Source organism: Paraburkholderia sp. JHI869, assembly GCF_038900775.1.
GTDB lineage: Bacteria > Pseudomonadota > Gammaproteobacteria > Burkholderiales > Burkholderiaceae > Paraburkholderia.
Window position 1 is genome coordinate 14,310 of record NZ_JAYMSC010000026.1, and the last position, 12,117, is coordinate 26,426.

Genomic DNA, 12,117 nt, shown 5'->3' on the forward strand with positions numbered 1-12,117 from the left:
GTCCTTCGGTCGCAGAGGCGCCGATAATGCGCGCCGAGCGCAAAGTCGTTGGGTGACGCTCACGGCCGTAAGCCTCAGCGCCGTGCCCGATTGGCGGAGCGTCGGGTGCGCGCGCTTAGTATATTGCCGCCGCTAATCTTTGTACCCGGATACAGCTCGCACCACGAGCTGAAGTGCTTGAATTTCGCCAATCGGCTCAGATCTGGCCCGATCCGATCTCCGAGAGGAGCGCCATCACGGCGGTGTGACCAACCGGTCGCTGATACGCGTGAGGTCCACCCCCGCGCAGCTTGCGGGGGCCAACTGCCGTGACGTCGTGGCGTCCGAGCGGTGCTAGCAGCGCGTCGATCTTCGCGTCGCATTCGAGGATGCGCTGTGCGAGACTGTCGAACATCGCCGGTGCCAGACCGAGCACGAACACGTGCCCATCGCGCGAATTGCCCGTCAGCGCCGGTTTGATTTCGGTGGCGCTTGCCTTCGCGCGGCCGTGGCGGGGGCGGGCGAGCACCTATGGGTTGCACTCGCCGGCGACGATCGCCTGCCGTGTCATTCCCATCACATCGGCGAGCACCGCTGCAAGCTGGTGGTTCATCTGCCCCAGCGCCTCGCGCACGTGCCGCACCCAGCTACACTGCTCGGTGAGCAGAATTACGCAGACCTCGGCGGCCGGGCGCCAGGCTGCCCGCGAAGGCACCAGGCTCATGGGCAAACGCCCGAGCTAAGGGGGGCGTATGCTGATTCCGTCGTGGCGTTTTCTTTACGCGGCGTAGCTATTAAAAACCGAGATGGCGCGGGCGCTCGTTCGCGATGATGAGTTGTTCGGCCGCACAACGCGCGACTAGCGCGCGAGATCGAAAGCCAATTGAGCGAGTTGTTCATTCTCTCCGACTCGCCGATTCATGCTCCCGATACATAAGTACATGCCAATTCTGCCGGCTACTGCCTGAACGCACGATCAAATAAAATAAACCACAAACGGTCATTCAAGCCGCTTCATCCGGCGTAGGAGACCAGTCCAAAGCTTTGTTTTGAAGTTTATCCGTCTTGGTCGATAGGGAAAGAGGTCTTGACCACGGCCAGGAATCGGCGTTTCGCCTCACGCGTCGATGGGTACTCGAATTCTGGAGACTGTAATGAATCGATTCGATGGAAAGACTGTCATCGTCACTGGCGCAGCTAGTGGCATAGGCAAGGCATGTGTGAGCCGTCTCATCGCGGAAGGCGCGACGATCGTGGCCGCTGATGTCAATTCCGAAGAAGTAGACAAGGTGGTGCGCGAATTCGAACATGCCGGACGGATAGTTGGCGTCTGTGCGGACGTGTCAAACCGAGCTCAGGTCGAGTCAATGATCGCGACCGCTGGGAGGCAATCGCAAGCCCTGTTCGGATTGGTCAATTCAGCTGGGGTACGTGGTGTTGGGAGGCTTCTGAGTTTTGAGCCCGAAGTATGGCGCCGCGTGCTCGACGTGAATCTTGATGGCACCTTCAATACCTGTCAGTACTTTGCTCGAGCACTTGCAGAAGTGAACAGTGCAGGTTCGATCGTAAATGTGAGTTCTGCGGCTGGGATAATGGCCATCGAGAGCCGCCTCGGGTACGTTGCCTCCAAATTTGGCGTTTGTGGCTTGACCAGAGCAATGGCGCTCGAACTCGCACCACTTGGTATCCGCGCGAACGCAGTGGCACCCGGTACTATCCGTACTCCAATGACGGGTCCGATGTTCGCAGATCCAGCAGACGTTGAACGTATTCGTGCCGCACATCCTCTCGGCCGCGAGGGACGTCCAGATGAGGTCGCCGCTGCTATCGCGTTCCTTCTCTCAGAGGATGCGAGTTTTATTACCGGTGTAGTTCTGCCCGTGGATGGTGGCTCCACTACCGGTATTCCGCAAACGGCGCAACGTTGAGCAACTCCTGACGACGTTCAGTGCGTGGAGCTCTTATCGCACTTGAACGTGCAGGAAACCGTCGGCTCGGTCGTTGGCAACGGACACTACGAACAGGTCAGTAAGATGCCTAACTACTCCTATGCGAAGCGCACTGACTCACAAGTCTAGAAGCGACCGTCTGGTGTCCGAAACGCGCTCGTAAAATCCGAAGCGAAGCTGACGCCTGAGCGAATACAGCGTCGCGCGTCCCGAGACCCTCAATTGGGAGGAAAAACGCGCCATGCACCGTCGGGGTGGCGAAAAAAGTAGAAGAACAGCGCTTCGGTCGCTCGACTCGCTTCAATCTTTACGTACCTGCGGTGCCCCGGTTGACGCAGCAGTTCGATAGCTATCGGTACTGCGCCGTTCGGCGTTAGCCATGTCTCTACTGCTTCTTTCAGAGAACGGCGTTCGGTTGCCATAACTTCCTCTCTCCAAGGGGGCGCCCGTAGGCCATTAACTGAAATAGCTCGGGTGTGCGGACAAAAAACTATTCGTTTATCGACCGCTTTAGACCAACTGTCCGTTGGACTTGTTGATCTGTTAGAGAAAATTCTAGTGTGCGGCACGCAGGTCTGATACCTCCTTTTGCGGCAGGGACCTTTGCGTCAGGTGGGAACCTTCCGTTGCATCGTGCAGCGCTTCGCAGGTCGCCGCGTACGATGTTTCTCGAGTGTCATCCCCGTCTAACCAACAGCTCGGAAGGATGGGTCGATTCGACGGTCGGAATAGTCAAAGGAGGTTCACACACAGGGTGCTTAGTACACTGCGAGAGAGAGGCCCAGAATGCACAATGGTGATACCGATCGATGCGGACACCGTCGGTCAGATCAGGCGTTGGGAGACGTAGATCCATAAGGTTGGTTTGCCCCGGCTTATGCTCAGGCCAGTCTGCCCACGACTGTCCCTGGGAAGCCGTCGTCCAGAAGCGCGGCAAAGAAAGCCGTCATTGCGGGTCGCCCCTTCTCATTGAATCGGCTACGCAACGTACCCCAAGGATGAATAGGCATGAAGTTGGAGTCAATGAAGTGTGTGAGGTGAGTAAGCGTTTCGATACGAGCTATCTTCGTCGCCACCCGCCGTTGCAAAAGCGGTGCGGCGCACGGAATGCCGAAGCGCGACTTCATTGTTCCGGCCACTATCGATTTTGAGGAGCGGTGTCGTCTTGGAAGCGGATGTAAAAAGGCTAACAATCGCCGCCCGGCAGCGGCAGGTTGCTGCACGGGCGATTCCGTGAGCGACACGAAAGCTGCATGTGGGGGACCCATCAGAATTCTGAGATAACGGCGACCATCTTATGATCTTGAACGCGCAGCACAAAACATCTCCGCGATCACACGGTTGCGACGACTCCGGTGCGATATTGCGGAAAGACGCTTCTCCGAATTATGCATATTTACTGCATCTGCCTATATCTGTAATTCATAAGTTCAAAGCGGTCCGGTTCTCGCGGGAGATACAGGTGACTTCGCTTTCCCGCACGCAAGACTCGGGGCAATACAGGGTCTCACATAGTGTCCACATCAATTGACAGTTGCCTCTTCGCGTGCGACGCTGCCCAGCACTGATGCCACAGTCTTTCTTAAGGAGATCCGGAATGGCGAATGCAGAAATAAATCAATCGTCGCATGACAGCAAACTCGCACGTATGCTGGATGAAGCGGCACAAGTCATCGCAGAGTCGTGCGATATCAGCGTAGTACTCAACAGTCCTGATGCCGAAGTTGGCCGTGTTCTAAAGCACCATCTCGCTCGCGTTAGCGAGCGTTCACGAGCGACGGCTGATGCCACATCAGGTGCAGACAAAGATGACAGTGCTAGTGGAGGCTCGTTCTAATTCATGCGACGCTAGGGTGTGACTGGCTAGAGGTGAATGCATCGAGTCAGTGACCGTGTTGGAGTCGCTCACTAAGCGGCTCCAACACGGTTAAATCGCAGTCCACGCGCAAATAAAGCTGTCAACGCGAAACCATCTCGAAATGCTCTACGAGGGGGCGTTGCGCAAAAAACGGACTAACTAGTTTTTGCCACTCTTCGTAATTCGTAGACTGGCGAAATCCGAGTGTGTGGTGCTCGACCGTCTCCCAACATACGCGCAGAACGTATCTATCAGGAGACTCAATAGAATGAATAATCTCGTAGCTCAAGAAGCCGGTTGATTTTGAGAGAATATTCCGCACCGCGTGGGATATTGTTCGCTCGAAGGTCTCCTGTTCATCAACGTGAATCCTGATATCGGCAAGCTCGATTATCATGCTCTTTTCCTTTCCGTTGAACCTAAGGTAACGTCAGCGCCTTTGGACGAACGATACGTGATAGACGTGCGGGAGCTCTTCCATCGGCTCCCGCCTACAGCGCAAGAACAGAATTCAACATGACCCAATCAGGGTGCCGATGCTGGCTTATTCATTCTTTGCTCGGCTTCAGACTTCTGTTGAGCATTTTGAAGGTTTTGAGGATATTGAGTCTGATTGCCACCGGGACTGTATCCGTGCTTTTCCAGCTCCTTCAGTTCTGCGTTTTTCTTTGCGCGATGGGCTTTTCGCTCAGCTTTTCGTTGAGCTTTGGCTTCCTCTTTGGACGGTGTGCTGTGAGATGCAGGCGCCGCCTGTTCGGCTGTTGACTGCGCCCTCGCGGGAGGCGTTAGCGCAAGCCCAGCTGCTAGACAAGGGATGCAAAGACTGATCCAAAGTTTCTTCGTTTTCATACGCTCCTCCAAGCTCGCAGTCGCGAGAGTTTTTCCTTGTAGAAACACGCGCCGAGTCGACCATTTCGTCAAGTGAAATGGCGTGAATCACGACGCCGGGTTCGAGATATAGAAACAGCGATACTGAAGTACTGCAAGGGTGCCACGTAATAGCCGACGAAGCCGTCGATGATCCTGCCGGCAATTTCATTCTTCCGCTGATTGCATAGCTGTCCAGTAAGTCCCGTCGCTCTTATCAGTGATGTACACCTTTGCCGACATTGGTAGTGCGAAGCCTGACTTCGTTAATGCGATCTTCCGGAATATCAGCAGGCGAGGTCGGAAACAATCTTATTTCCTCGAATTTTACGATGAGGCAAATGGAGGTGGCCTAACTGTTCGCGGGGAGGTTGTCCTCAAATTGACGATGCGCTAAGCCCCGCGTTCGTCGAAGAATTGCTCGTCTTCCGTCGAGCCGTGCGGAGCCGTGGTCGAGGCCTTGCGCTCGACCGTCTGCGTCGCGGCGTCGAAGTAGCCGGTGCCCACTTCGCGCTGGTGCTTCACAGCGGTGAAGCCCGTTTCCGCAGCCGCGAACTCGGCCCGCTGCATTTCGACGAACGCGCTCATGTTCTGGCTGACGAACGGCTGTTCGTCAATTGACGCCGAGAGTTTTTCCGCTCCGAGCCGCGCGAGGGTGTGTTCGACTTGTACCGAGCCCAAAAGTCGCACGACGTCTTCAGCTGAGTAGCCACGCTTGCTGCCCTTGCAGCGCGATTCGGTTACCCATAGCTGTTGAAGTTGGCTTGCCTCGTATGAGTGCGGCATACAAATCTCCTAGCGTTTGCGGTTATGAAACGCGATCACCACCGTCTTCACGATTGCTTCGAATTCGTTACACGAGTGTAACCAGCGTTGGGCAGATTCATCTTAGCTCTACGGGCAATGATCCTTCGCATGTGATTATCTAGCTGGCGCGGCGGTGGGTTTCTAGAATCCTCGACATCGGGAAGTTCCGTGCAATCTGCAACGGAAGCTTTGCTCCGGGATAATGGAAGAGGAAACTGGAAATGTACGATGCGACGACCGAAACGCAACTCGAGGAAGCTCGTGCGTTGACGCCTGCGGAGAGCGTGACGCTGTGGCTGGGGTCTTTTGAAAAAGCGCTTACCGCGGGTGACCGTTCCGGGCTGGAGCGGCTGTTCATTGAAGACTCGCACTGGCGGGATATGTTCGCGTTCACGTGGAACCTGACACCATCGGATTCCCGGGAGGCGGTTGTGTCGACGCTTTTGCGCGAGCAGCCGCGTGTGCAGGCGAACGCATTCAAGATTGCCGAAGGCCGCACCCCTCCGCGGCGCGTGAAGCGCGCCGGCGTGGAGATCATCGAGGCCATTTTCCAGTTCGAGACGGCGGTGGGTCGTTGCGTAGGTATTCTTCGGCTGCCGATCGTCGAGACACAGAAGGCATGGATCATCAGCACCACGTTGCGCGAGCTCAAGGGCTTCGAGGAGCCGGTAGACAAGAAGCGTCCGGATGGCGCTAGCAAGCGCACCTTTGGAGGTCAGGCTTGGGGTGAGCGGCGCGCACAGGAACAGGAGTACGCTGACCGCGAGCCGGCGGTGCTGATTGTCGGCGGCGGGCACAATGGTCTGGCGATTGCCGCTCGCCTGCGTCTGCTGGGCGTGGATGCGCTCGTCGTCGAGCGGTTGCCCAAGGTCGGTGATGTCTGGCGCAAGCGCTACAGTGCGCTCGCGCTGCACAATGAGATCCATCTGAACCACATGCCGTACATGCCGTTTCCGTCGAGCTGGCCGAAGTACCTGCCCAAGGACATGCTGGGTGACTGGCTGGAGGCGTATGCCGTCGCGATGGAATGCAACGTCTGGACCAACACCACATTTGTGCAGGGCCGCTACGATGAAGCGCGCGGCGAGTGGACGGCGCGGGTGCGTCGTGCGGACGGCACCGAGCGCGTGCTGCATCCGCGTCACATTGTGTTCGCCAACGGAGTGGTCGGCGAGCCGAAGATGCCTGAGGTGCCGGGGCTGAAGGACTTCGCGGGCAAGGTGATCCACGCGCAGGGCTTCGAGAGCGGTGCGCCCTGGAAGGGCAAGAACGTGCTGGTGCTCGGCGTGGGCAACAGTGCGCACGATATTGCTCAGGACCTTCACGGTCACGGCGCGAACGTGAAGATGATCCAGCGCGGCTCGCTGACGGTGTTCAGCGTGAAGGCGGCCAGTATCAACCACGCGATCTACTACAACGAGAATCTGCCGCTGGAGGACTGCGACCTGATCGCGACCAGCAATACGGCAGAGGTGCTGCTGCGCGGGTACAAGCTGGCCACGCAGCGCATGATTGAAATCGATAAAGACCTGATTGAAGGCCTGCAGGCGCGGGGGTTCAAGCTGGACTTTGGCCCGGAGAACGGCGGCCACCAGATGAAGATTCGCCGCAACCACGGCGGCTATTACCTGAATGTGGGGTGCTCGGACCTCATTATCAGCGGCGACGTGGGTCTGATTCACTACGAGGACCTCGACCGCTTCGTGCCGGAAGGCGCGCTGATGAAGGACGGGCACATCGAGAAGGCGGACTTGGTGGTGGCGGCGACGGGCTATCACCCGCCAACGGACGTGGTGCGGGAGCTGCTGGGCGAGGAGATTGTGCAGAAGATCGGGCCGATCTGGGGTACGGACAGCACCGGCGAGATGGCCAACATGTACAAGCCGACTGCGCAGAAGGGTCTGTGGATAACGGGCGGTGGCTTCGCGCAGGGTCGCGTGTGGTCGCACTATGTCGCGCTGCAGATCAAGGCGCGCGAAGCAGGTCTCGTGTCCTGACTCGCGTAACAGTCCACGGAGAAGTGGGGCCGGACCTCAGCCGCAATTACCTGCTGTTGTCCAGATGATAGGCGGCGAACAGCTCTGCGATTTCGGGCCGAATCGGCCAAACTTCGCTGGGCTGTTCGTTTTTCCGTTTGCGCGGCATGCCATCCGTCGCGCTGCCGTGCTGGACCGACGCTTCGAAAGGAACATTTCGCAGGCGACGACCCGTCGCGCTCCGCCGAAACATTCCTTGTGTCCTGGAGAGCGCCGTGATCGGCTATCCCGCGAACGGCCCGACCTCTCAATATGGGTTCCCTATCGCGCTGATAATGCGTATTGTCCCCTGTATAATTCTTAGAACAGTGCGGGTGACGTGGAGGTTCCTGCCATCACCGCTCAGGTCTGCCCTTGCCCGCATTTGCGTTTGATTTGCTATAACGGGGACACTACCGAGCAATCGTCGCGCGGACGCCGACGCAGGAGAGTGAGTCAGAAGGTGCGATGTGTCAGTCGGAGCGCTTGACGGCCGAGTTGCTGCAGTTCTCTCTCAATCCATCGTCTAAGGATGGCAATGAGCTGGCTGAGCTTCAGACCAGAAAGTCGTTCGTGACAGGTCGACGCCTCAATAATGATCCGCCGTTTGCAATGGCGGCACGGAGACGTTAGATGGATGAGTTCACGCAGGTCAGGACATTCTTAAAGGTGGTAGAGGCGGGAAGCTTTTCGGCTGCCGCGAGGGAAGCATCTGCAGTCAGTTCGGTGGCGCGCCAGGTGAAGTCGCTCGAGGACGAGCTTGGTGCCCGTCTATTAAATCGCAATAGCCGGAATCTATCTCTAACGGAAGCAGGCCGTCGACTCTATGAGCGCGCATCGACCATTGTCAATGACTTTGATTCGATAAAGTCCGAGATCAAGTCGCTGCAAGAGGAAGTAAAGGGGGTTCTTAGGGTGTCCCTTCGACCTACTGCCGGCGCAAGTTTTATCATCCCTGCATTGCCGAAACTCTTGGAGCGGTATCCGGAGTTGACTGTAGACGTGATGCTTACGGATGAACGGCGCGACCTGATCGCCAACAATATCGACGTTGCAGTGTGGTTGGGCGTCCTTCCCGACGCCGAAATAGTCGCCCGTCGCATCAGTCCGACACGCCGTATTGTGTGCGGATCGACGGCTTATTTTCGAAAACATGGTGTGCCAAGAGATCCAGAGGAGCTTCGAAATCACCAGTGCATCGTCTTCGTCGCGCCAACGTACGATAATCGATGGCGTTTTACGAAGGGCGAGGAGTACAAAGAAATCGAAGTGAGTGGCCCGGTGCGCGCTGACAACGGCATCGTGCTTCTTGGGTGCGCGCTGGCGGATATGGGATTAATCGTTGTGCCAGACTACATGGTGCGTCATCATCTTGCCGACGGCACTTTGATGAAGGTCCTTAGCGACTATACCGTCGCGCCGCATACTGACCATGCCGACCTATTCGCGGTTTATGCGAGTAGTCGCGGACTTTCGCGGAAGGTAAGGGTGTTCGTCGACTTCCTCGTTGAGATCTTCGAGGAAGTCAGCTGACCAGGTTCTGAGGTAGATTGTAAAAGTTCATCGCGGTGCGCCAGAAGACGTCCTCCTTTTCAGAGGACGTCGCTTTCTCGCACAAGAGTTTGAGCGCATTGAGGCCAATCCCATAACCGTAGCTGCCCTTGTCGACCGGAAAGTTGCTCCCATACATGCAGCGGGATGAACCGAACGTCTCAATACACGTTTCGACCCAAGGCTGCCAGGCGGTGGCTAGTTCTGCCGACGACGGGGCCGCATCACGTGAGTCGAAGCCGAAAGCTGATAGGCGCATGCCAAGACCACTGAGCTTTATGGACACATTTGGGCATCCCGCGAGCTCGCGGATAGCATCCTTCCATCGTGCGAAGACCTCGTCGGTACGGCCTTGGTATTGGCCGCTCAGCGCGATGCCACCACAGTGATCCAGCACGATCCGTAACTGCGGAAAGCTGCGGGCCAAGGCGGTCACATGTGGGATCTGGGCGAAGAGCACCCACGCGTCGAAGGTCAAACCGAGTTCGGCTAGCTCACCAATCGCCGCACGGACGGTTGGCAATTCGAACATATCCGGGGCAGTGGGATAGCTGGAATTGAAGAGACTGGGATCAGTGTCCCACGTTGCCGGTTGACGTATTCCGCAGAATCGACCTCCGGCTAACGAGGTTCCACCACTAGCCCGGATGTGAGCTTCCAGTACAGGCCGAATGGCTTGGCCCAAGCGCAGGTCGGCATAACCAACGATGCCAGCACACAAGCGCGATTCTCCGTAAGTTCCGCTTGCCGACATCGCAGCCATGCCGTTGACGAACTCGGTTTCGCCAATGGGCTTCATTTCCTCGGGACCTTCAGCGCGCAGCATTGCTCGAGCTTGCACGAACACAGAGCCCCGGACATTGTGTCCGCAGCGAATGTCCTCGAGCATGTCCTCGAGTAAATACCGCTTACCCGGGCGATCATACAAGTGGTGATGCGCGTCTATCACTGGCAAAGTCGCGGCCATTGGTTCCTCATGTCGCGAAGCAAGCCAATCAGGCCTTATTGCGAAATGTAAAGGGTCTGCGCTTGTCATGGAGATTTACGATTTTTCTGGAATTCGGATCAGCTTGTTTGCCTTGACAGGCTAGCGAGCAGCAGTCACGCCGCCATCGACCACCAGTTGGGTTGCGGTGATGTAATTCGCTTCGTCGCTGACCAGAAACAAGACAGCGTTCGCGATGTCCCACGCGTCACCCATGCGACCCATAGGAATCGCTGCGTGACGTTGTGCAATGAGGTCTTTCGCGTCGTCAAATCCGAGTTGCTTGATCAGCCGGTTCTCAACCAACGGAGTGTGCATCATCCCAGGGACAACGACGTTCACGCGAATGCCTTTCTTCACATAAGCGATTGCTGTTGCGCGACTGAAGGATACGACTCCGGCCTTCGACGCGGCGTATGCCACATGCACCCGGCCACCCACCTGGTGGCTCATGTAGCCGATGCTCGAGATGTTGACGATCGCGCCACCTTTGCCCGTGTCGGCGAACTGCCGCTCCATAATAGGCAACACATGTTTGCAACCGAGGAACGTCGTCTTGAGGTTCAGTTCCATTTGACCATCCCACGTCTCCTCGCTCATGGAAACAGGATCGCCCGGGGCGCTTCCGCCGACGTTGTTGACCAGGATGTCGATTTTTCCGAACTGCGAAACGCATTCGTCGACCGCGGCCTTGACATCATCACTCGACGTCATGTTGCACACTCGGCCTTTCCAGCGGTCGCTCAGGCCCTCCGTCTCCATCGCCGAAAAAGTGCCAAGCAGTGCGTCATTGTTGATATCAACACCGAAGACCTTCGCGCCGCGACGTGCCAGCAACACTGCCGTTGCTTTTCCGTTGCCCCAACCCTCACCTACGGAGGCCGCGCCCGTCACGAAAGCCACCTTGCCGCTGAGATCCAGCATGTCGATATCCTCATAGTAATTGAGCTACGCCCACTGCGCGATGCATCGACTGCGCACAGCCCAGCGTGCAGTCTCTTCCATTGCGCGCAAGCTGCGCGTGCGGAAAAGGCCCGTCTCCCGAGCCTCAATTCACGACAAAATTATAGAAATGAAGGCTCCGCCTCACTAGGCAGGCGAGTGGCAAGCATCATTGCTCCGCACGCAATGGTGAATCCGGTTTCCAAGCCCGCTCGTGCCTATAATTGTCTGTGTAGCGTCGGCTTTTAATGACGCGCGTATTCGCATTGATAATGAATGGAGGAGTCTTCGATGGAGCGGTTGAAGGGAAAAGTGGCGATCATCATCGGCGCTGGTCAGAGCCCGGGTGAAGCTATGGGAATCGGCCGAGCAACGACGATCAGCTTCCTGCGCGAGGGTGCCGCTGTGCTTGCCGTCGACCGCAACGCAGCAGCAGCGCGGGAAAGCGTGGAGCAGGGGGGGGCGAACGTTGACGCTGATGTTTTCGAGGCCGATGTCACGGACACGCAGCGTCTGAGTGCCGCCGTGGACGCAGCAATGAGCCGTTGGGGGCGGATCGACGTCCTTGTCTACAACGTTGGCGTGAGCGTGATGGGCGGGGAGCAGTTGCTCGACCAGATTACGGATGAAACGTTTGACCGGGTGAATCGGATCAACCTCCGAGGCGCTGTGATGGCGGCGAAATTCGTTGAGCCGATTATGCGAAAGCAAGGCTCCGGTGCGATCGTCAGTGTGTCGTCAATCACTGCCATCGAAACCTTCACGCCGTTGATTGCGTACAGAACCAGTAAGGCAGGGTTGACTGCTTTCACTCAGTATTTCGCGATGCGCAACGCGGAGTATGGTATTCGAGCTAATTCAATTCTTCCTGGGCTTATCGAAACCTCAATGGCCGTTGATACCCGGATGCGCCTGAGTGGTCGTACTCGAGAAGACATCGTGAACGAGCGCAACAGCAAGGTGCCGCTGCGCAAGCAAGGCGGAAGCGCTTGGGACGTTGCCAACGCAGCTGTGTTTCTTGCTTCGGAGGAGGCGGCGTTTGTTACGGGTGTATCTCTTCCGGTCGACGGTGGGGCCCTCGCCAAGATCGGATGGTAAGCGTCGAGATAGAGGATGGGATCGGCACCTTCAGGTGCCGGTCTTGCGTCTGGAGTGACAGCCTTT

At 57.1% G+C, this 12,117-nt stretch carries 10 protein-coding genes and 2 pseudogenes; 5 read left to right on the plus strand and 7 right to left on the minus strand.

What is annotated here, in order from left to right; genetic code table 11:
- Nucleotides 1-62 precede the first annotated feature (62 nt).
- Nucleotides 63-703 (minus strand): annotated as a pseudogene (locus VSR72_RS32405) (transposase); the annotation flags it as partial.
- Between the two features lie 430 nt (nt 704-1,133).
- Here VSR72_RS32405 and VSR72_RS32410 point away from each other — a divergent pair.
- On the plus strand, nt 1,134-1,907 hold the full coding sequence (locus tag VSR72_RS32410) for an SDR family NAD(P)-dependent oxidoreductase (protein WP_342956344.1): 774 nt from the start codon (nt 1,134-1,136) through the stop codon (nt 1,905-1,907).
- 239 nt (nt 1,908-2,146) lie between these two features.
- Here the strand turns inward: VSR72_RS32410 and VSR72_RS32415 are convergent, their stop codons facing one another.
- Nucleotides 2,147-2,350 carry a hypothetical protein gene (locus VSR72_RS32415; protein ID WP_342956345.1) on the minus strand — a complete coding sequence of 68 codons (204 nt, stop codon included), beginning with the start codon at nt 2,348-2,350 and terminating at the stop codon, nt 2,147-2,149.
- 1,175 nt (nt 2,351-3,525) lie between these two features.
- Between VSR72_RS32415 and VSR72_RS32420 the strand changes: the two genes are divergently transcribed.
- Nucleotides 3,526-3,765 (plus strand): hypothetical protein, encoded by a 240-nt coding sequence (locus tag VSR72_RS32420; RefSeq protein WP_342956346.1) that lies wholly within the window; start codon nt 3,526-3,528, stop codon nt 3,763-3,765.
- Between the two features lie 121 nt (nt 3,766-3,886).
- On the opposite strand, the gene VSR72_RS32425 is transcribed toward VSR72_RS32420, so the two are convergent.
- The 3 genes and pseudogenes from VSR72_RS32425 to VSR72_RS32435 all read right to left on the minus strand — a co-directional run.
- Nucleotides 3,887-4,183, minus strand: coding sequence for an antibiotic biosynthesis monooxygenase (locus tag VSR72_RS32425; RefSeq protein WP_342956347.1), 297 nt, complete (start codon nt 4,181-4,183; stop codon nt 3,887-3,889).
- Nucleotides 4,184-4,311: 128 nt separating this feature from the next.
- Nucleotides 4,312-4,635: a DUF4148 domain-containing protein gene (locus tag VSR72_RS32430; RefSeq protein WP_342956348.1), complete on the minus strand. Its 324-nt coding sequence runs from the start codon at nt 4,633-4,635 to the stop codon at nt 4,312-4,314.
- A 411-nt stretch (nt 4,636-5,046) separates the two neighbouring features.
- Nucleotides 5,047-5,241: pseudogene (locus VSR72_RS32435) on the minus strand (isocitrate lyase); the annotation flags it as partial.
- A 440-nt stretch (nt 5,242-5,681) separates the two neighbouring features.
- On the opposite strand from VSR72_RS32435, the gene VSR72_RS32440 reads away from it, so the two are divergent.
- Nucleotides 5,682-7,457 (plus strand): NAD(P)/FAD-dependent oxidoreductase, encoded by a 1,776-nt coding sequence (locus VSR72_RS32440; RefSeq protein WP_342956349.1) that lies wholly within the window; start codon nt 5,682-5,684, stop codon nt 7,455-7,457.
- Between the two features lie 651 nt (nt 7,458-8,108).
- Nucleotides 8,109-9,008, plus strand: coding sequence for a LysR family transcriptional regulator (locus VSR72_RS32445; protein ID WP_342956350.1), 900 nt, complete (start codon nt 8,109-8,111; stop codon nt 9,006-9,008).
- On the opposite strand, the gene VSR72_RS32450 is transcribed toward VSR72_RS32445, so the two are convergent.
- Nucleotides 9,001-9,993 (minus strand): amidohydrolase family protein, encoded by a 993-nt coding sequence (locus tag VSR72_RS32450; protein WP_342956351.1) that lies wholly within the window; start codon nt 9,991-9,993, stop codon nt 9,001-9,003. The two genes, VSR72_RS32445 and VSR72_RS32450, sit on opposite strands and share 8 nt — an antisense overlap.
- 120 nt (nt 9,994-10,113) lie before the next feature.
- Complete coding sequence (locus VSR72_RS32455) at nt 10,114-10,935, minus strand: SDR family oxidoreductase (RefSeq protein WP_342956352.1); 822 nt, start codon at nt 10,933-10,935, stop codon at nt 10,114-10,116.
- 309 nt (nt 10,936-11,244) lie between these two features.
- Here VSR72_RS32455 and VSR72_RS32460 point away from each other — a divergent pair, with 309 nt between their 5' ends.
- The gene (locus VSR72_RS32460) at nt 11,245-12,051 is read left to right on the plus strand and encodes an SDR family NAD(P)-dependent oxidoreductase (RefSeq protein WP_342956353.1); all 807 of its coding nucleotides are present in this window, start codon (nt 11,245-11,247) and stop codon (nt 12,049-12,051) included.
- Nucleotides 12,052-12,117: the final 66 nt, after the last annotated feature.

Excerpts from the sequence above, each read along its gene's own strand:
- VSR72_RS32425 (WP_342956347.1), bottom strand. The coding sequence starts at position 4,183 with ATGATAATCGAGCTTGCCGATATCAGGATTCACGTTGATGAACAGGAG.
- VSR72_RS32440 (WP_342956349.1), top strand. The coding sequence starts at position 5,682 with ATGTACGATGCGACGACCGAAACGCAACTCGAGGAAGCTCGTGCGTTG.
- VSR72_RS32430 (WP_342956348.1), bottom strand. The coding sequence starts at position 4,635 with ATGAAAACGAAGAAACTTTGGATCAGTCTTTGCATCCCTTGTCTAGCA.
- VSR72_RS32445 (WP_342956350.1), top strand. The coding sequence starts at position 8,109 with ATGGATGAGTTCACGCAGGTCAGGACATTCTTAAAGGTGGTAGAGGCG.
- VSR72_RS32415 (WP_342956345.1), bottom strand. The coding sequence starts at position 2,350 with ATGGCAACCGAACGCCGTTCTCTGAAAGAAGCAGTAGAGACATGGCTA.
- VSR72_RS32460 (WP_342956353.1), top strand. The coding sequence starts at position 11,245 with ATGGAGCGGTTGAAGGGAAAAGTGGCGATCATCATCGGCGCTGGTCAG.
- VSR72_RS32410 (WP_342956344.1), top strand. The coding sequence starts at position 1,134 with ATGAATCGATTCGATGGAAAGACTGTCATCGTCACTGGCGCAGCTAGT.
- VSR72_RS32455 (WP_342956352.1), bottom strand. The coding sequence starts at position 10,935 with ATGCTGGATCTCAGCGGCAAGGTGGCTTTCGTGACGGGCGCGGCCTCC.
- VSR72_RS32420 (WP_342956346.1), top strand. The coding sequence starts at position 3,526 with ATGGCGAATGCAGAAATAAATCAATCGTCGCATGACAGCAAACTCGCA.
- VSR72_RS32450 (WP_342956351.1), bottom strand. The coding sequence starts at position 9,993 with ATGGCCGCGACTTTGCCAGTGATAGACGCGCATCACCACTTGTATGAT.